Source organism: Cricetibacter osteomyelitidis (genome assembly GCF_004340985.1).
Classification (GTDB): Bacteria; Pseudomonadota; Gammaproteobacteria; order Enterobacterales; family Pasteurellaceae; genus Cricetibacter; species Cricetibacter osteomyelitidis.
The window spans coordinates 13,092-29,522 of sequence record NZ_SLYB01000009.1 but is presented as its reverse complement, the minus strand read 5'-3'; the positions used below and the strand labels follow the sequence as shown (position 1 = coordinate 29,522).

Annotated in this window: 22 protein-coding genes, 1 other RNA gene and 1 pseudogene; all 24 read left to right on the top strand. The window is 38.4% G+C overall.

Features of this window, described 5'->3' with window-relative positions; genetic code table 11:
* Nucleotide 1 precedes the first annotated feature (1 nt).
* The 24 genes and pseudogenes from EDC44_RS05840 (at nucleotide 2) to EDC44_RS05730 (ending at nucleotide 16,429) form a co-directional block, all read left to right on the top strand.
* Entirely contained in the window at nucleotides 2–910 is a 909-nt protein-coding gene (locus EDC44_RS05840) for a LysO family transporter (protein WP_131976314.1), read from the top strand.
* A gap of 109 nt (nucleotides 911–1,019) precedes the next feature.
* Nucleotides 1,020–1,386: a transfer-messenger RNA gene (gene ssrA, locus EDC44_RS05835) on the top strand.
* 251 nt (nucleotides 1,387–1,637) lie between these two features.
* On the top strand, nucleotides 1,638–2,903 hold the full coding sequence (locus EDC44_RS05830) for an integrase arm-type DNA-binding domain-containing protein (protein ID WP_131976312.1): 1,266 nt from the start codon (nucleotides 1,638–1,640) through the stop codon (nucleotides 2,901–2,903).
* A 325-nt stretch (nucleotides 2,904–3,228) separates the two neighbouring features.
* Complete coding sequence (locus tag EDC44_RS05825; protein ID WP_131976310.1) at nucleotides 3,229–3,801, top strand: Panacea domain-containing protein; 573 nt, start codon at nucleotides 3,229–3,231, stop codon at nucleotides 3,799–3,801.
* 182 nt (nucleotides 3,802–3,983) lie between these two features.
* Nucleotides 3,984–4,535: a hypothetical protein gene (locus EDC44_RS05820; RefSeq protein ID WP_131976308.1), complete on the top strand. Its 552-nt coding sequence runs from the start codon at nucleotides 3,984–3,986 to the stop codon at nucleotides 4,533–4,535.
* A 184-nt stretch (nucleotides 4,536–4,719) separates the two neighbouring features.
* A complete protein-coding gene (locus EDC44_RS05815) occupies nucleotides 4,720–4,923 on the top strand; it encodes a helix-turn-helix transcriptional regulator (protein ID WP_131976306.1) in 204 nt (67 codons plus the stop codon).
* A 12-nt stretch (nucleotides 4,924–4,935) separates the two neighbouring features.
* A complete protein-coding gene (locus tag EDC44_RS05810) occupies nucleotides 4,936–5,205 on the top strand; it encodes a hypothetical protein (protein WP_131976304.1) in 270 nt (89 codons plus the stop codon).
* Nucleotides 5,206–5,288: 83 nt separating this feature from the next.
* Nucleotides 5,289–5,603, top strand: coding sequence for a hypothetical protein (locus tag EDC44_RS05805; protein ID WP_131976302.1), 315 nt, complete (start codon nucleotides 5,289–5,291; stop codon nucleotides 5,601–5,603).
* Nucleotides 5,603–6,061, top strand: a complete 459-nt coding sequence (locus EDC44_RS05800; RefSeq protein ID WP_207896732.1) for a terminase small subunit — start codon at nucleotides 5,603–5,605, stop codon at nucleotides 6,059–6,061. Before EDC44_RS05805 ends, EDC44_RS05800 begins: the two co-directional genes overlap by 1 nt.
* A gap of 15 nt (nucleotides 6,062–6,076) precedes the next feature.
* On the top strand, nucleotides 6,077–6,361 hold the full coding sequence (locus EDC44_RS05795) for a hypothetical protein (protein WP_131976298.1): 285 nt from the start codon (nucleotides 6,077–6,079) through the stop codon (nucleotides 6,359–6,361).
* Nucleotides 6,358–7,161 carry an antA/AntB antirepressor family protein gene (locus tag EDC44_RS05790; RefSeq protein ID WP_131976296.1) on the top strand — a complete coding sequence of 268 codons (804 nt, stop codon included), beginning with the start codon at nucleotides 6,358–6,360 and terminating at the stop codon, nucleotides 7,159–7,161. Before EDC44_RS05795 ends, EDC44_RS05790 begins: the two co-directional genes overlap by 4 nt.
* A gap of 18 nt (nucleotides 7,162–7,179) precedes the next feature.
* Entirely contained in the window at nucleotides 7,180–7,611 is a 432-nt protein-coding gene (locus EDC44_RS05785; protein WP_131976294.1) for a hypothetical protein, read from the top strand.
* A gap of 69 nt (nucleotides 7,612–7,680) precedes the next feature.
* Nucleotides 7,681–8,382, top strand: a complete 702-nt coding sequence (locus EDC44_RS05780; RefSeq protein WP_131976292.1) for an ash family protein — start codon at nucleotides 7,681–7,683, stop codon at nucleotides 8,380–8,382.
* Nucleotides 8,375–8,788 carry a hypothetical protein gene (locus EDC44_RS05775; RefSeq protein WP_131976290.1) on the top strand — a complete coding sequence of 138 codons (414 nt, stop codon included), beginning with the start codon at nucleotides 8,375–8,377 and terminating at the stop codon, nucleotides 8,786–8,788. Before EDC44_RS05780 ends, EDC44_RS05775 begins: the two co-directional genes overlap by 8 nt.
* Nucleotides 8,781–8,984: a hypothetical protein gene (locus EDC44_RS05770; RefSeq protein WP_131976288.1), complete on the top strand. Its 204-nt coding sequence runs from the start codon at nucleotides 8,781–8,783 to the stop codon at nucleotides 8,982–8,984. Before EDC44_RS05775 ends, EDC44_RS05770 begins: the two co-directional genes overlap by 8 nt.
* A gap of 2 nt (nucleotides 8,985–8,986) precedes the next feature.
* Nucleotides 8,987–9,187: a hypothetical protein gene (locus EDC44_RS05765; RefSeq protein WP_131976286.1), complete on the top strand. Its 201-nt coding sequence runs from the start codon at nucleotides 8,987–8,989 to the stop codon at nucleotides 9,185–9,187.
* Between the two features lie 84 nt (nucleotides 9,188–9,271).
* Nucleotides 9,272–9,703, top strand: a complete 432-nt coding sequence (locus EDC44_RS05760; protein WP_131976284.1) for a hypothetical protein — start codon at nucleotides 9,272–9,274, stop codon at nucleotides 9,701–9,703.
* A 65-nt stretch (nucleotides 9,704–9,768) separates the two neighbouring features.
* Nucleotides 9,769–9,939 carry a hypothetical protein gene (locus EDC44_RS12965; RefSeq protein ID WP_165870231.1) on the top strand — a complete coding sequence of 57 codons (171 nt, stop codon included), beginning with the start codon at nucleotides 9,769–9,771 and terminating at the stop codon, nucleotides 9,937–9,939.
* Nucleotides 9,940–9,965: 26 nt separating this feature from the next.
* Entirely contained in the window at nucleotides 9,966–11,813 is a 1,848-nt protein-coding gene (locus EDC44_RS05755) for a DNA primase family protein (RefSeq protein ID WP_131976282.1), read from the top strand.
* 237 nt (nucleotides 11,814–12,050) lie between these two features.
* Nucleotides 12,051–12,360 (top strand): annotated as a pseudogene (locus tag EDC44_RS13210) (type II toxin-antitoxin system RelE/ParE family toxin).
* 41 nt (nucleotides 12,361–12,401) lie between these two features.
* Entirely contained in the window at nucleotides 12,402–12,758 is a 357-nt protein-coding gene (locus EDC44_RS05745; RefSeq protein WP_131976278.1) for an addiction module antidote protein, read from the top strand.
* Nucleotides 12,759–13,618: 860 nt separating this feature from the next.
* Nucleotides 13,619–13,798, top strand: coding sequence for an Arm DNA-binding domain-containing protein (locus EDC44_RS13375; protein ID WP_424276101.1), 180 nt, complete (start codon nucleotides 13,619–13,621; stop codon nucleotides 13,796–13,798).
* A gap of 64 nt (nucleotides 13,799–13,862) precedes the next feature.
* Nucleotides 13,863–15,191: a Fic family protein gene (locus tag EDC44_RS05735; RefSeq protein WP_131976276.1), complete on the top strand. Its 1,329-nt coding sequence runs from the start codon at nucleotides 13,863–13,865 to the stop codon at nucleotides 15,189–15,191.
* Nucleotides 15,192–15,460: 269 nt separating this feature from the next.
* Nucleotides 15,461–16,429 (top strand): bile acid:sodium symporter family protein, encoded by a 969-nt coding sequence (locus EDC44_RS05730; RefSeq protein WP_243647912.1) that lies wholly within the window; start codon nucleotides 15,461–15,463, stop codon nucleotides 16,427–16,429.
* Nucleotides 16,430–16,431 lie beyond the last annotated feature (2 nt).

Sequence of the window (16,431 nt, the reverse complement as noted above, 5' to 3'; positions counted from 1 at the left end):
TATGATCGAAGGATTAGCCATTGTATTGGGCCCGATGTTTTTGGGTTATTTGATTAAAACCCGCAACGAAGGATTTTTATTAAATATTAATCGTATCGTCATGATTTTATTGTATATCATTCTTTTTGTGATGGGCGTATCTTTAGGGCAATTAGATGATTTGGCCACTACATTACCGAAAATTGCCACGACTGCATTCACTTTTAGCGTGATTATTCACGCATGCAATATCACCGGGTTAATGTGTTATGACAAAATGTACCCGCAACCATTAAAAGATCTGGGCACGGAAATGCCGCCTCGTTGGAAACTGATGTTAGATTCCCTCAAACTTTGTTCGATGGTTTTGTTGGGATTTATTGTGGGATTATTAGCAAAATCACATCTGTTATTGCCATTGGGAACCAGCACTTATGTATTGGTGACATTGATCTTTTTTGTCGGTATTCAATTACGTAATAACGGCATTTCATTGCATGAAGTCATGTTTAATAAGCGTGGAATTTATACCGCGGTTATTTTTATTATTACATCGTTAATAGGCGGTATTATTGCCGCATTGGTATTAAGTACACCGATTTCGCAAGGGCTCACCATTGCATCCGGTTTCGGCTGGTATTCTCTTTCCAGCGTGGTCTTGAATGATGCCTGGGGAGCCGTGTGGGGGAGTGTGGGATTTTTTAATGATCTCACCCGTGAAATTTTCAGCCTGTTTACCGTCCCGCTTTTTATGCATTACAATCGCTCGACAGCGGTCGGAATCACCGGTGCTACCGCATTAGATTGTACTTTGCCGATTATCCAGCGTGCGGGCGGAATGGAAGTTGTACCGCTGGCGATCAGTTTCGGTTTTATCATTAATATTGCCGCCCCGATTTTGTTGGTATTTTTCTCATCAATACCGTTGTAAATTCATTCAAAATCCACCGCACTTTCGATTAAAAAATATGAATAAAAGTGCGGTTGGTTTTATAACACTTTTATTTCATACCAAATTTTGTTACACTAGCGACAATTTTGGGGCTGATTCTGGATTCGACGGGATTAGCGAAGCCCAAGGTGCACGTCGAGGTGCGGTAGGCCTCGTAAATAAACCGCAAAAAAATAGTCGCAAACGACGAACAATACGCTTTAGCAGCTTAATAACCTGCTCTTAGCCTTCTCTCCCCAGCTTTCGCTCGTAAGACGGGGATCAAGAGGAGTCAAATTCAAACGAGATCGCGTGGATGCCTCCGCTTGAGGATCGAAACGTTAAATTGAATCAAGCTAGTTTACCTATCGCGTGTCTGTCCGCAGTGGGTAAATGAAATTAAAGACCAGACTAAACGTGTAGTGCTAAAGGTAGAGTAGTTTCGGACGCGGGTTCAACTCCCGCCAGCTCCACCAAATTGATAAATCAAACTAAATCAAATTAACCCACAAAGCCTTGTAGCATAACGCTTCAAGGCTTTTTTAATGCCTCAAATTGCCTCATACTAAATCATTCTAATACAAGATTTTAGTGATCTCGTTTGTGATCTCGTATAGAATAACCAAAATTTGAGATCACTAAAAACGCAATAAAGCCAATAATGGTAAGGATTGGCGTAATTTGTCACACCTAAAAACGAGATCACAAAAAACATTAGGGAGATAGTATGGCGAGAAAATCAAAGACTTTAAAAAATACGCAAGTAGATAATGCTAAAGCACAGAATAAAACCTATAGACTTTCTGACGGTGACGGACTTTATTTAACTGTACGCTCTACAGGGGCTAAAAACTGGACATTTAACTATAAAAAACCTTTTTCAGAGAAAGACAAGGACAGCCGAACAAATATCACTATCGGCAATTATCCCGATTTAAAACTAGCACAGGCAAGGGAAATAGCAAGGGAATATAACGCCTTGCTTGCTCAAGATATTGACCCGAAACAGCACAGAGAACAACAAGAACAGGACAAAATCACCGCTTTGAATTCTACTTTTGGCAAGATTGCCGGATTATGGTTTAACGACCGTAAACAAAGGGCAAATTTCAGCGAAAGCACCGCTAAAGATGTATGGCGGTTATTTGAGCGGTATTTATTCCCTGCCTTTGAAAATATGCCTATCAGCGAGATGACGGCAAGCCAAGCGATTAAAGCATTAAAGCCGATTGAAGCAAGGGGTAATTTAGAAACCCTTAAACGTACTATTCAAAAGCTCAATGAAGTGATGATATTTGCCCAACATCACGATTTTATTATTGATAACCGCATGAGTGCATTAAGAATGGCATTTGATAAACCACAAGCCAAGCATTTTAAAACAATCAGACCCGAAGAATTAGGGGAATTTTTAACCGTACTTTCTCATGCTCAAATTCACCCACAAACACGGCTTTTAATTCAATGGCAATTACTCACGATGACACGCCCAAACGAAGCGGCAACTGCTAAATTTTGTGATATAGACGAACAAGCAAGAACATGGACAATCTACATTAAGAAAGGTATTAAAGAGAACGACACCGGCAGGAAGCATATAATCACCTTATCACGCCAAGCGTTAGCCGTATTACAGGATATTAAGAAAATAAATTACGGTAGAGAGTATTTATTTCCGAGTATCAAAAACCCTAGTACGCATTGCAACACACAAACTGCTAACGCAGCTATTAAAAGGATGGGCTACCATGGAAAATTAGTAGCTCATGGATTACGGGCCATTGCAAGCACCGCATTAAATGAACAGGGCTTTAATAAAGACTGGATCGAAGTGGCTTTATCTCACATGGATACGGATAAAATTAGAGAAAGTTATAATCACGCACTGTATTTAGAACAACGCTTTAAAATGCTTCAATGGTGGGGTGATTATGTAGAGCAATCCGCAGAAAATACTTTACCACACTTTCATTTAAAAATTGTAAACGGCTAACATATTCCACCAACAAGCCTTGTATTTTGTTTAGGTACGCTCAAATTTGAGCATACCGCCGGTACAAATACAGGGCTTTTTTTCGCCTAAAATTTACTTTTTAAAAAATAAAAAAATTTCATTTCACTTTTTCACTTTTTCACTTTTTTGAGCTGCTACCACTATTTTTTTCTTTAAGGATGACAGAAAAATATAAAGTAGTAATAAATAATATAAAGGGGTTTTGGTGTACTGGTTAAATAGACAGTTAAAAAGGCTTTTAAAGTATTATTGATTGCGTTAAACTAACGCACAGTAAAGCAGATTAAATCATTCAGGGGACTATATGTTTAATGAATTAAAGACCGCACAGGCTACAGCCTATTTGCTACATAAAGCCGGTGGCACAATGCATTATTTAAAAATGATGAAGCTATTATATTTCGCTGATCGGCTATCGTGGCAAAAACGTGATTATTCAATCACTGGCGATAGTTATTACTCATTGCCTTATGGACCGGTATTAAGCAACACATTAAATTTATTACGTGATGAAACCATGAACCGCTTGCCGACAGTATGGAATGAGTGGATCGCAGATAGAGAGGAACATAGAATCAGCATTAAAAAAACTATTGATTGGTCTGATGAATATGCTTTAGATAACTTGTCTGACAGTGATGAAAAAATACTAGATGAAACTTTTTTAAAGTACGGACATTTAGACCGCTTCCAACTGGTAGAGCTTACGCACGACCCTAAAATAGTTCCGGAGTGGAAAGATCCTAAAGGCGGTGCAATTCCTATCAAGCTATCTTCATTACTTGCCCACCTTGACAGAAGCAAAGAGCAAATAAAATCTATACTGGCAGATATAGAAGAGCAAAAACATATCGACAGGCTTTTTAAAGGGCTTTAATTATGATAAGCGATTTTTACGCAATGCAATTAATCAAAATGCTTGCTTAGATATTTTTAACCTTTAACTAATAACTGAATAAATACGGCTAGGATTGGACTAATTACCCGAACCGAAAGGCAGTAACCCTATTTACTGCTTGCCGTATTTCAACAAATAGGGCAACGTATAGGGGCGTTTTTATGATTCAACTTAGCGGAAAATATATAACTAATTTAGGTCAAATATTTAATAAAAATACAGATGGCTTTTCAGATAAAGAATTTATACATATGTTTATTGATAATTTAGATGATACTATTGACTGGCTAGAAAATGGAGTAACTGAAAGTAAGTGGAATGCATTGTACGAAGCACTAGATATTATTTTAAAAGATTGTAAAGATAAAAGAAGCCCCCCTGAGGTATTTAAAGCTATAGGATATTTACAAAATAGCTTAATGCATATAGGATTTTTATTACATCATGGACAAATGTTAGCAAGAAATTATAAATCTCTAGTAGCTAAACAAAACCGAGATAAGCAAGACAGAACAGACCCAAAACAACAAGAAGCCATAGCCGAAGCAAAAAGAATATGGGATAGAAACCCTAACTTATCACTTGATAAAGTGGCACAGCACATTATTAATGAAGAAATAGCATACAAAGAATTATCAACCGTTAAAAAATGGATAGCACCATACAACCCAAAACGAAAAACCAAAAAAGAAACTCAAGATAACGCACTGTAAAAGGTGCGTTTTTTATTGCCTAGAATATTCCACCAACAGTTAAATAAACGAGCTAACAGTTAAATCAATTACGCAACTGTTAGACTGTATAGATTTACATTTCACACCGTTTTATATTTCCCACTAACAGCAAAACGCAAAAAGCGTTAGCTTGATAAATCACTATTAACTACAAGGGGAAATTATGACAACTACCACCACAGCTGAGACACTGGCACAAAATCAACCTATTGAGAAGTTTTACAGCGTAACCGAGCTAACCGCCCTTGGTATTGGCTCACGTTCTAAAATCGATCGCTTAGTTAAAAATGGCACATTAAAGCGTTATAAAATCGGTAATTCCAGCCGGTTTAAAGCGAGTGACATTCAAGCCTATATCAACGCATAAGGGGGCTTTTCTATGAATATCGATACGGAACAACAACCAATTTACAAACCAACGCTTACAGGCGTTTTAGAGGATCTATTCGAGCTACAGAAATTTATTTATCCCATTCTTGAGGGGCGTTTACCGAAAGTGCGTGGCATTACTCCATCAACAGCACAAAGAGAAATGAACTACATCGAAGTTCTAGACTTTATTAGCGACAGAATAATGCTTTTAGAATTGGACTTAAGCAAAATTCAAGAAAAACTAACCGCACTTTTAACAGAGTCTAACAATGATTAAACAAAAATGTACAGATTTAAACACCGAACAAACATTAAGCGAAGTTTTGCCGGTGGAACAAGTGAAGCATTAAAGGGGGAACTATGAAACAGAATTCAATTAAAGAGCCTATAAAATTTCAAGTATTTATTTCAATGGTAAATCTGAAAGAAAGGAAAGTGAACAAAATTGATTTAGGTATTTTCCGAGATAGAGAAACCGCACGGGAAGCAGCAACGGATTATATTAATAATCTTTCAAAAGGTGACTGGCAATTTCATTCTTTTAAATTTGTTCAAAGGGAAATGAATAAAAAAATGTTCGATATTTTTAACAAAGAACAGGAAAAAAAAGGATTGCCGAAATTAAAAAATCGAAATATCCCACTTGAATTTGAAACGATTATCAAGGGGGAATAATGGAACTCACACCAAAACAAGATAATTTTTGCTTGAAGTATGTAGAAACAGGGAACGCAAGCGAAGCATACCGACAAGCCTATAACGCTGAAAATATGAAGTCGGAAACCGTGAACCGTAAAGCGAGTGAATTGTTAGAAAACGGCAAGATTACGGCACGGATTGACGAACTTCAAGCCGAACATAGAGAACGGCACAAATTAACCGTGGATGACTTGCTTCATGAATTGGAAACGGCACGCAAACAAGCGTTAGAGCTAAATCAATGTAGTGTAGCTGTTTCCGCAACAATGGGGAAAGCTAAATTATTAGGCTTAGATAAACAAAAGGTAGAAGTCGAAGAAATTAATAAGGCGGACTTTCCTACAGAAATAAGGCTCGTAGCCCCTGATTTTGAAGACTGGAGCGAAGCAGCAAAAGAAATGTTCAAGAGGGGGAAGGATAATGCCAAATGTTGACATAAAAGGGGAAAAATGAACAGCAGACACGCAAAAGAAACTTTGCTCAATGAAGCTATAAATCACTATGAAAAATCCGCTCAAATATACGTATTTATGAGCCTATGGAGCGATAACGAACCATATTCAATAGATGATGTAGTTATTCTATTAAAAGAGCGTATCGAGCGATTAGAGCGATATTTCGATGAATATCCAAATAGTGAAATGGCATTGGCTGAATTAAGCATTAGCCGTAGAAAGTTAAAAATAATGAGTAAACGACAACAGATTTTAAACGAATTAGGACAAGTACAATGAACACAAACATCACAGAAACCACTTCAAGCACTGGCGGATTATTTCCGCTTGTTGGCGGAGTAAATAATTTATTGCCGGTACAAGAAAAGCACCTTAACGGGGTGAAGTCCTATCACATCAACGCAAGAGATTTACACCACTTTTTAGAAAGTAAGCGTGATTTTTCAAACTGGATTAAAGACCGCATTGAGAAATACGGCTTTAAAGTGAAAGCAGATTATTACATTGTTCAAACTTTGAGCTCAACAAAATTGGCGACCTCAAATGTCCAACAATCCGCCAAGGCACGCAAGCAAAAACAAATTGATTACATTATTACGCTATCAATGGCTAAAGAATTGGCGATGGTGGAACGCAACGAACAAGGCAAATTAGCACGCCAATATTTTATTAAATGCGAAAATCGACTTGCTGAAATTGCACCGAAAGAGACCGCACTTTTACGCTATGAATGGGCCGAGTTACGGCAATCAAGCAAAACACCGTTCAAAGCAATGAATAACGCACTAGAGCGAATGCGACACCGCCAAGGCAAGCAGACCAAAGCACACCACTACACCAACGAAGCCAATTTAATTAACAGCCTTGTATTGGGTATGAGTGCTAAGCAATGGCGAACTGCCCACCAAATAGCACCGCAAACGGATTTACGCCAAACACTCACCGCTGAACAGTTGGCAATGACGGAATATTTAGAACGAGCCAATGAAATATTACTGGATAGCGATATAAGCGACTATGGCGAACGCAGAGCCAAACTTACGGCAATGTTAAACAATCGCTTTTTAACGGCACATTGAGCGAATTAAGGAGTGAATATGAGCAATATAGAACTAGATTACAGTCACAGCCTAGCCAATATGGAGCGCACACCGGCAACAGCTTACTTATTAGCGGTATTAGGGGAAATTTCAGAACTTACTACATTTAACCAAGTGCGGATTTTTAACGGCAGAAATGCAATTAACGACCTTGAACGCTTGAATAATTTTGAACTGGTGCGAGTACGGAAACCGAAAGCCAATGGGAAAACACATTACACCGCCTATAGAGTGGCGAATAAAAAACAATGTGAAACGCTAATTAAACTTTATCAGCTCAAAGCCAAACAGAAAGGCTATCCGTTGATGACGAAAAGTCAAATTAGCATTGCATTAAGTCGATTTAATGACAAATACGACCCGTTGAAAGTGGCAGACGGTGAATACATTGTACGCAAACCGCCTAGACCGTCCACCATTCAGGCATAAAAAGAGGCTTAGCAGAAACTTAGAAACCGTTAAGCCTACAACAAACACAATTAAAGAGAATTAAATTCTATGAATAAGATTAATATAAATCAATATTTATCATTAAAATTTTTCGCATTAAACCACTTTACAAAGTGCGGTCAATTTTCGTATAGTTTGCCCGTAGTCGCAAAATCGACTACCGAGCCTCGAAACTCGAATAATTTACATACGGCGAACAGTAGCACGCCTTTATTGAATCGTGCTTTTTTTGTTCGTAACGCACACACACCGAAAAACCGCAACCCGTCCAATTTTGGATTGGTTGACGAGTTCAAAGAATTTAACAAGCCCACATTTGAGCCGGTTAAATTTTTCTCAATGGTAGCGTGTAGCGGGAAAGGTTTCGCCCTTTGCTGTTTACCGTATGTGACAGTTTTCGAGCCCGTTACACGTTACCGCCCTAAAGCCTCGAAACTTCAAGCGGTAACTTCCGACAATTTACATACGGAGTTATCAGCCATGATTTACTTATTCCTTTGCTGCAACCGCAACGCAGCGACTTATCAAGAAGATGTATTGCTTATTCAAGGCAATGACAATCAAACCGAAAGCGATGTAATCCGCACCTTAACCGCAGAACACCGCTATTACTTAACCCTTGCCCGTTATTCAAATAACGACCTTACCGCAGCCCGCAACAAATTAGCACGTCTTGCGAACCGTATTAAAAATTATGCTTATCAACTTTCTGAAAATTGTTTATCTGTTAAGGGAGTGTTAAATGTGTAACCTCACCCCTGTTCAAAATCACAGCTTGCGAAATGCCGTTGATGTGGGTAGTATTATCAACACTACAACAAAATATGCGGTAACCGCACCCGATAGACAAGCGGTATTTTTTTATCCAAATTCTACAAATCCAATCACTAAGGCGTGGGGATTTTCCCTATACCTTTCATTAGCCGAATTTGTAGCAAGGGCGATAGGCAGAAATAAGCCGAGCAATCGGACGAATAACGCCAGCCGTTCATATTTTGCGGTAGTTGAACCCTTGCTACACCCTTACGGGCGAGCAAATCTATTTACTAAACAAAATATGAGACTTTTCACTATGAAAACTACCCCAAAACCCACCGCACTAGCGGCATTTTCTATTGTGTTCAATTCAACCAAAGGAGGGAAATGCTATGCGTAATCCAAACCCTTACATTTTAGACGACCAAGCCCAAGCCAATTTGAAAAACGGTATTAATTCAATATGGCAAGCCCACGCCATTATTGAGCTTATTTCTAAATCGGCACAAGTTGATGATAACTGCACGCTGATTTCCGCTTTAAATGGTGTGCTTGAATTAATGAGCAACGGCTTAAATGATTTGGCAGAGGTGTAACAATGGCTAATTCAACTCTGTTTACTCAATTACCTTATCAAGTGGAATTATTAAATCAAGCCGGTGAAATTGTCCGGGTAGAACATTTTCGCACGCATAACAATGTATGCGAATTTTTGAAAGATTTACGAGAAAACCATTCCGGCAAATATTACCGAGCAAATGTAAGCAATCCAAACGGATTAGGGGGAGATGATGATTAATATGACAGAACTGCTAAACCGACAAGGGCAGTTATTACAAACCGAAATCACATATATAGCAGAACAGGAATAAGGGGGCAAGCAATGAAACCGACTAACCCGAAAGAAGCATTAAACCAGTGGAAAGCAAACCACAAAGCAAGCACCGGCAATGTACCTAAAACGGAAGCGAAAATTACTCAAAATACGCAAAAACCACCTTACTTTACGCAATTAGATTATCGATTTTTCAAAGTGCAGTATGAAAATTGGAATGTAAGAGCGGAAAACCTACACCACGTTAAGCAACTGGGCAAAGAATGCGACACCTTAGCCGACACGCTGAAAAAGGGGCTTGTAATGCTCAAAGAGCTGAACCGCTTACAACCTAAGCAAAGTATCAGCCAAGAGCAGAAAGACGACTACAACGCCATAACGCATGCTTTACGCTATCTTTCAGCCAAGTTCGACAAGCTAGGGGAAAACGCAAAGCAAGCCAAGGCGATAAAAACGGAAGCGATAGCGGAAAACCGCTAACGTTAATTAATCTTGTTGGTGGATTAATTGGAGTCCACAAAAACAAACACAGGGGCTTAATTATTATGAATGGACAACAAAAACAGCCGTTACAGTATCGAGTAACTGGTATAGATAGAACACATAGACCGCACATACTGGCAACGGTAACGAATTATAACGAAGCGATAACCAAAGCAAGCAAAGCTGATAAAGCTATTTATCTTGAAATTCGTATTACTAAAATTTCAGATTGAACTTAATTAAAATCGTTGGTGGAACAATGAATAAAAAACTGAAAAACGCACCGCACTTTAAAGCACAAGCGGAAAAAGTGAGCAACTTTTCTGACTGGTTTATTTTTGTAGGTGATGAAGCCTTTCAAGGCTATGACAAGAGCAACGGCACGGACTATTTAAACTTAATGGATCACGTGTTTAAAATTCCAAATAATAAACGCACACCACCGGTTATTTTAGGGAATAAGCAACTGACAGAGCTTCAAGGCTTACAAATAGCACCGACTGAACAACGTTACATTAAGCTATTTCAAATCGGAGCATTAAGCGAGAGCCAAAAAACCGCTATTTGCTTAAACCTTGCTCAATATACCGCAGTCACAAAATGCGAGCTATACGACCGCACAGGGGGATTTATTGAAAGCCTAGGTGATTATATTGAACGAGTGCGAACCGGCGACACCGCAGCGGAAATTGTAGCGGAAACGGTAGGAAATGGGCTACAAGTCACATTAACCGCTGATGAAATGAGAAATGCACCGGTAAATAAAATCACGGCTTACTTTTTGCAGTGGTTAAGCACACAACCAATTAACAATAAATTAGCCTATCACGCTTTACATAATCGTCTTTATTGCTTTAATGGTAAGACATGGGATTATTTACCCGACACACACGCACACAGACTAATAAAAGACTTTTTCAATGCTTACGGCGTAGGGCATTCAATGCAGAAAGTGAAAAATATCTGTGAGTACTTGTCTGTAGAATTGCCGTTTTTCGGTGAAACCGCACCGCACTTTTTAGCATTTAATAATGGCGTATTGAATAAAGATACTTTGGAATTTTTACCGCATAACCCTGATTATTGGCTGATTGGCTTTAATGAATGCGACTATAGCGATAATCCACCACCTACACCGCATTTTGATAAATGGCTAGACTTTATCAGCAGCGGCAACGAGCAACGCAAACTAGGCTTTTTAGCAGGGCTTTATATGATATTGTTTAACCGTAACGATTGGCAATTAACACTTGAATTAATCGGCGAAGCCGGGGGCGGCAAATCGGTATTTCTTGAAGTGGGGAAAATGTTAGCCGGTAGCAACAATAGCGAACCTATATCACTCAAAGCCCTGAATGATGAACGGCAAATTGTCAAAATTCTGAATAAGAGCTTTATTTATTCCAGTGATGAAAGCAAATACATTGGAGATAGCTCAATTTTCAAAAAGCTATCAAGCGGTGAAGCCGTAGACTTTAACCCGAAAAATAAACCGGCTTTTAGCGTCGCGGTGAAAGCAATTTTTGCTCTTGCCAGTAACACCCTACCGATTTATAAAAATGATGGTGGCGGAATGGATAGGCGTAGAGTAATATTCCCCTTTTATAGGGCCGTAACGCCGGAACAGCGTGATCCGCAATTAATCAGCAAACTACAAGGCGAATTAGCCGGAATAGTGCGGAAAATAATAACTACGTTTCCTATTGCAGACGGAGCAAAATTGGCACTTTACGAACAACAGCGAAATGATGAAGTATTGAAATTAAAACGGGATAATGACCACATATTGGATTTTATTCAAGCTTTCGAGCTACTAGACAGAGCAAGCAATAAAGGACTTGTATATGGCGGTTTAAATTCCGTTCCGACAAATCCGCTATTAATGCTTGATAAATTCTATTGGGCGTATTTGTTTTACTGTGAAGCTCACGGCATAGATGACCGCCAACGGCTGAAACCTAAATACCTGGAACAAGAATTAAAGCACGCATTCAAATCAGCCGGATATAGCATTAATTTTCATATAAACACCTTAGGGGGTAGGCAGCGACATACGAACGCTATTTACAAAGACAAGGAGGGCACTTATAAACAATGGACTAATTAATAAAAACACGCCGCCAACGGTTTATTAAATCACCAACAACGCCCAAGCGATAGTGATATTGTAAGGGCGTTTTCTGTTGTACATATTCATCAAATTGAGTTATTTAAATAGACAAAATTTAAAAAAACGTTCTGATACTATAAAACTTTATCATTTAAAATTTGCTATTTGTAATCATATTTGATATAGAGAAAACAGATGAACAACAGCACCAACACACCGAAAGATGAAGAAAAAATGCTAACCTTTCATCAACTGGCAGGCTTTAAAAAATGGTTTAAATCCCTGAAAGATTTAGCCGCCAAAGAAGCGATTTTGAAACGCATAGAACAAGCCGAGAACGGAGCAAATTTCGGCGATCATAAAAGCGTTGGTGGTGGCGTTTATGAAAATACGGATATTTATTGGTAAGGGATATCGAGCCTATTTTAGCCAACAAAACGGCATTACTTACTGGCTGCTTTGTGGTGGTGATAAATCCACACAGCAAGACGATATAAAAAAGGCAAAGGCAACATGGAAATTACTCAAACCAACGCTTAAATAATTACACCGCTTCACCTCAGGGCAATTTATGGAGATGAAAAAATGGGTAAAAAAATCATCGTGGACGGCATTGAGCTAGACGAAGACGATCTACAAGTTAGCCGCTTTGATGTGGCGGAATATCTAGCTGAAGATGAGGAATTGACCGGGCTTTATTTAAAAAACGCCTTAGAAACCGCAGACCAAGCGGAAATTTTACGAGCCTTTAAAACCGTGGCAAGAGCGAAAGGCATAGCACAGACGGCAGAGAAAGCCGGAATGGCGAGGGAAAATCTTTACCGTGCTTTATCCGGCAAAACCGAACCAAAATTCAGCACAATGCAACGAATAGCAACGGCTTTAGGCTATGAACTATCATTTAGTCTTAAACCAATTCTACCACAAACCGCCAACACCTAATCATACCTGATATAACAGCCCCGAACCAGCGGGGCATTTTTTCACTATCATTCAGCCAGTGGCGGACACTCCAAACTAGCCGGTAAAGTAAATTAGTGCTTTAGGCTATGGTCACAATTAAAAAGGTACTCCTGAGGGGGCTTTCCACTGGGTTGCGGGCACGCGGTTTTCGGCAGATTTTTGGGGTTTAGGGTCATCATCATCTTGCTATTTTTTTAAATGATTTAGCAGATATTAAAACATCCTTATAACCATTAATATATAAGAAAATGATTAAAGAATATACTAAAAATCACCTGTTACAGAGCTAAAACCGCCAGAAAGTGAAAAAAAAGTGAAAAACTAAAAATTCATTTCACTTTTTCACTATTATTTATAAATCAAATAGTTATATGCTGTTTTAAGCGGATTTGAGTGAAAAAAAAGTGAAATGAAAAATCATCACTATTTTAAGTAAAATCATATAGTTAAGCACTAAAAAAGTGAAAGAGTGAAAAAGTGAAATAAAATTTTTTCACTTTTTGTTTTTATTTATTGTGTACCTGAAAAATTGATAACTAAAAGGAATATAAAGCCCAGTTTTAAAAAAAAGGTGTAGCCATGACAACAACACCTTTTAAATGGTAGTAGATGATGAACCCACAGAAAAGAACCGGAATAAATAACCGCTATCAAACCGTAAATTAAAGGCTAGAAATTAGCCTTAAAATAGATGACTTTTGATTTTAGTGATCTCGTTTGTGATCTCGTGGCAATATCCAATTTATAAAACCTAGCATTAGCAAGGCTTCAAGATGTACAATTCAACTCCCGCCAGCTAATGCTTCAGATTGCTTCATATTAAGTCATTCTAACTCAAGATTTTAGTAGTAGATGTAGTAGATAAGGCTAAACCACAAGATAAACCCTATAGGCTAGCAGACGGTAACAGGCTTTTCTTATTAGTTAAGCCTACAGGCGTTAAAACATGGCAATTCAACTATAAAAAACCGTTTCAAGATACGAGCAAAGACAATCGAACTTCAAATTACATTATTTAAATAGACAAAATTTAAAAAAAATGCTTAACTAACGCAAATTTTAAAAATTGCGTTGGTGGATTAAATGAAGATAGCAACCCCGAAACCTATATCGGATTTAATGAAATTACTTTCCGACATCCCCCTTGAAAATCTTTCATTATTGGGACAATTTCAAGCTACAGATGAAAAAGGGCGGTATTTACACTGGGATAAATTTAGACGGATTTATAAAAATCCTGAATTAAGTTGGCTTGCTACAAAAATAAGCCGTAAATCATTAATGAATACTATTGTTATTGGTGATATTCATTTTTCTTATTGCGTCCCTAATTCTCTACAATCATTGCTTCACTATGTAGATAAAAACAGCGGTGGTAATGTGGGAACGGATAATTTGAGCGGACTAGGCAAAGTAGAGCAGCAGCGTTTTTTAATAAAATCTCTTATTATGGAAGAAGCAATTACTTCAGCACAATTAGAAGGAGCGGCAACGACAAGGAAAGACGCTAAAGCAATGCTGGAAACTGAACGAAAGCCAAGAACAAAAGACGAGATGATGATTTTAAATAATTATCTTTTAATGAAAGAAGCGATAGCATTAAGAAATACGCCTATTACACCTGAAATCATTCTGAAAATGCACCGTATAGCAACCCACAACGCAATAGAAAATAATGCAGTAAGCGGTGAATTTAGGCAGAGTGACGATGTATTTATAGCAGACTATGACGGCAATATTTTACATAGTCCACCAGCACATAATCAGCTTAATAAATTAATGCAATCATTTTGTGATTTTGCCAATACGGAGCACAATGGCGAACAGGTGTTATTTATTCACCCCGTGATCAAAGCGATTATTTTACATTTCCTTATGGGTTATATTCACCCTTTCGGGGATGGCAACGGGCGAACGGCGAGAGCTTTGTTTTATTGGTTTATGCTAAAAAATGGCTATTGGTTATTTGAGTATATTTCAATTAGTCGACTGTTAAAGAACGCACCCGCAAAATATGCTAAGGCTTACATTTATACAGAAACAGATGAGCTTGATATGACTTATTTTATTTACTATCAAGCAGAGATCATGAAAAGGGCGATTAATGATTTAAATCTTTATGTGAACGACAAGCAAGCGAGATTTAAAGAATTTTTATCTATTATTGCGCAATATGCCGAAACAGTTACACCAAAATTAAACTATAGACAAATTCAAATATTACAGAAAGCAGTTAAAGAAAGCGGCCATATATTCACGGCAAAAGAAATTAGCAACGAGTACGGTATAGCGGAAAATACCGCACGGAAAGATTTAAACGCTTTGCTTGAATTAGGTTTACTGGGGCGATTTAAAACAGGGCAAACAGTAAGCTACATTTCACCAAATGACCTAATAGAACGATTGAAGTAGTAAGTTGAAACAATTAACCTTATAGAACAACTGCCCGCCGTAACAAGTGGGCTTTTTGTTATTCAAAATTAACCATGGTTATGATGACCGTAACTAAAAAAGCTACTCCCGGGACAGGGACTCTATTCCACGGGGTTATCACGCGTGGTTTTCGGCAGATTTTCACATTCCTATTTTTTAAGCTGAAACCATTCAAATCAGTTGTTCTCAAATAAAAGTGTCTGTAAAATAACCATTCTTTTTATATAACTATTATAAGGACACAACATATGATGAGATTTTTAGCGATGATTAGTCGGCAGCTGACTCGATTCACAGCACTGGTTATTATTTTAGCTACAATTATTGCCTTAATTGAACCTACAACCTTTTCTTGGGTGAAAGGTGATGTGCAGGTTGTCGTATTGGGCATTATTATGCTTAGCATGGGGATGACTTTGGGTAAAAAAGATTATCAAATCTTAGCACAACGCCCGTTAGATATTTTTATCGGTTCCATAGCACAATACACAATTATGTCGCTGTTAGCACTGGGTATTGCTCGCATGTTTGATTTGTCTTCAGGCTTAACATTGGGACTTGTGCTGGTGGGATCTTGTCCTGGCGGTGTATCTTCAAATATTATGAGTTATTTAGCCAAAGGCGATGTCGCATTTTCTGTGGGGATGACTACGGTATCCACTATTCTTGCACCGATTATGACACCGTTATGGATTATGCATTTGGTGGGAGAAACTATTGATATGGACGGTTGGGCAATGTTTAAATTTATGTTGCTCGTGACACTTTTACCGGTAGTGATTGGTTCCGTATTAAATATGCTGTTCCATAAAAAACATTGGTTTGAAGAAGTGCGGGCCGTAATGCCTAGCGTTGCCGTATTGGCTTTTGCCTGCATTGTGGGCGGTGTGGCCGCCGTGCATGGGCATCGTTTCCTGGAATCTGCATTAGTAATGATTTTAGCTATTGGTGCACATAATATTTGTGGTTATATTTTGGGCTATTATGCCGGTGCTATGGTTGGAATGAATGTAGGAAAAAAACGCACGATGGCAATTGAAGTCGGCGTGCAAAATGCCGGTCTTGCCACTGGTTTAAGTGCTAAATTCTTCCCGGCAAATGCTGAATCTGCTATTGCTTCGGCGGTAGCTTGTGTATGGCACTCCGTATCCGGAACCGTATTGGGTAATTTGTTTGCTTGGTGGGATAAACGTAAAACGACCAAGAATTTGGCGTAATT

Excerpts from the sequence above, each read along its gene's own strand:
- EDC44_RS05765 (WP_131976286.1), top strand. The coding sequence starts at position 8,987 with ATGGCTAATTCAACTCTGTTTACTCAATTACCTTATCAAGTGGAATTA.
- EDC44_RS05830 (WP_131976312.1), top strand. The coding sequence starts at position 1,638 with ATGGCGAGAAAATCAAAGACTTTAAAAAATACGCAAGTAGATAATGCT.
- EDC44_RS05800 (WP_207896732.1), top strand. The coding sequence starts at position 5,603 with ATGGAACTCACACCAAAACAAGATAATTTTTGCTTGAAGTATGTAGAA.
- EDC44_RS05755 (WP_131976282.1), top strand. The coding sequence starts at position 9,966 with ATGAATAAAAAACTGAAAAACGCACCGCACTTTAAAGCACAAGCGGAA.
- EDC44_RS05805 (WP_131976302.1), top strand. The coding sequence starts at position 5,289 with ATGAAACAGAATTCAATTAAAGAGCCTATAAAATTTCAAGTATTTATT.
- EDC44_RS05815 (WP_131976306.1), top strand. The coding sequence starts at position 4,720 with ATGACAACTACCACCACAGCTGAGACACTGGCACAAAATCAACCTATT.
- EDC44_RS05820 (WP_131976308.1), top strand. The coding sequence starts at position 3,984 with ATGATTCAACTTAGCGGAAAATATATAACTAATTTAGGTCAAATATTT.
- EDC44_RS05775 (WP_131976290.1), top strand. The coding sequence starts at position 8,375 with ATGTGTAACCTCACCCCTGTTCAAAATCACAGCTTGCGAAATGCCGTT.
- EDC44_RS05790 (WP_131976296.1), top strand. The coding sequence starts at position 6,358 with ATGAACACAAACATCACAGAAACCACTTCAAGCACTGGCGGATTATTT.
- EDC44_RS05730 (WP_243647912.1), top strand. The coding sequence starts at position 15,461 with ATGATGAGATTTTTAGCGATGATTAGTCGGCAGCTGACTCGATTCACA.
- EDC44_RS05810 (WP_131976304.1), top strand. The coding sequence starts at position 4,936 with ATGAATATCGATACGGAACAACAACCAATTTACAAACCAACGCTTACA.
- EDC44_RS05840 (WP_131976314.1), top strand. The coding sequence starts at position 2 with ATGATCGAAGGATTAGCCATTGTATTGGGCCCGATGTTTTTGGGTTAT.
- EDC44_RS05785 (WP_131976294.1), top strand. The coding sequence starts at position 7,180 with ATGAGCAATATAGAACTAGATTACAGTCACAGCCTAGCCAATATGGAG.
- EDC44_RS05825 (WP_131976310.1), top strand. The coding sequence starts at position 3,229 with ATGTTTAATGAATTAAAGACCGCACAGGCTACAGCCTATTTGCTACAT.
- EDC44_RS12965 (WP_165870231.1), top strand. The coding sequence starts at position 9,769 with ATGAATGGACAACAAAAACAGCCGTTACAGTATCGAGTAACTGGTATA.
- EDC44_RS05770 (WP_131976288.1), top strand. The coding sequence starts at position 8,781 with ATGCGTAATCCAAACCCTTACATTTTAGACGACCAAGCCCAAGCCAAT.
- EDC44_RS05795 (WP_131976298.1), top strand. The coding sequence starts at position 6,077 with ATGAACAGCAGACACGCAAAAGAAACTTTGCTCAATGAAGCTATAAAT.
- EDC44_RS05735 (WP_131976276.1), top strand. The coding sequence starts at position 13,863 with ATGAAGATAGCAACCCCGAAACCTATATCGGATTTAATGAAATTACTT.
- EDC44_RS05780 (WP_131976292.1), top strand. The coding sequence starts at position 7,681 with ATGAATAAGATTAATATAAATCAATATTTATCATTAAAATTTTTCGCA.
- EDC44_RS05760 (WP_131976284.1), top strand. The coding sequence starts at position 9,272 with ATGAAACCGACTAACCCGAAAGAAGCATTAAACCAGTGGAAAGCAAAC.
- EDC44_RS05745 (WP_131976278.1), top strand. The coding sequence starts at position 12,402 with ATGGGTAAAAAAATCATCGTGGACGGCATTGAGCTAGACGAAGACGAT.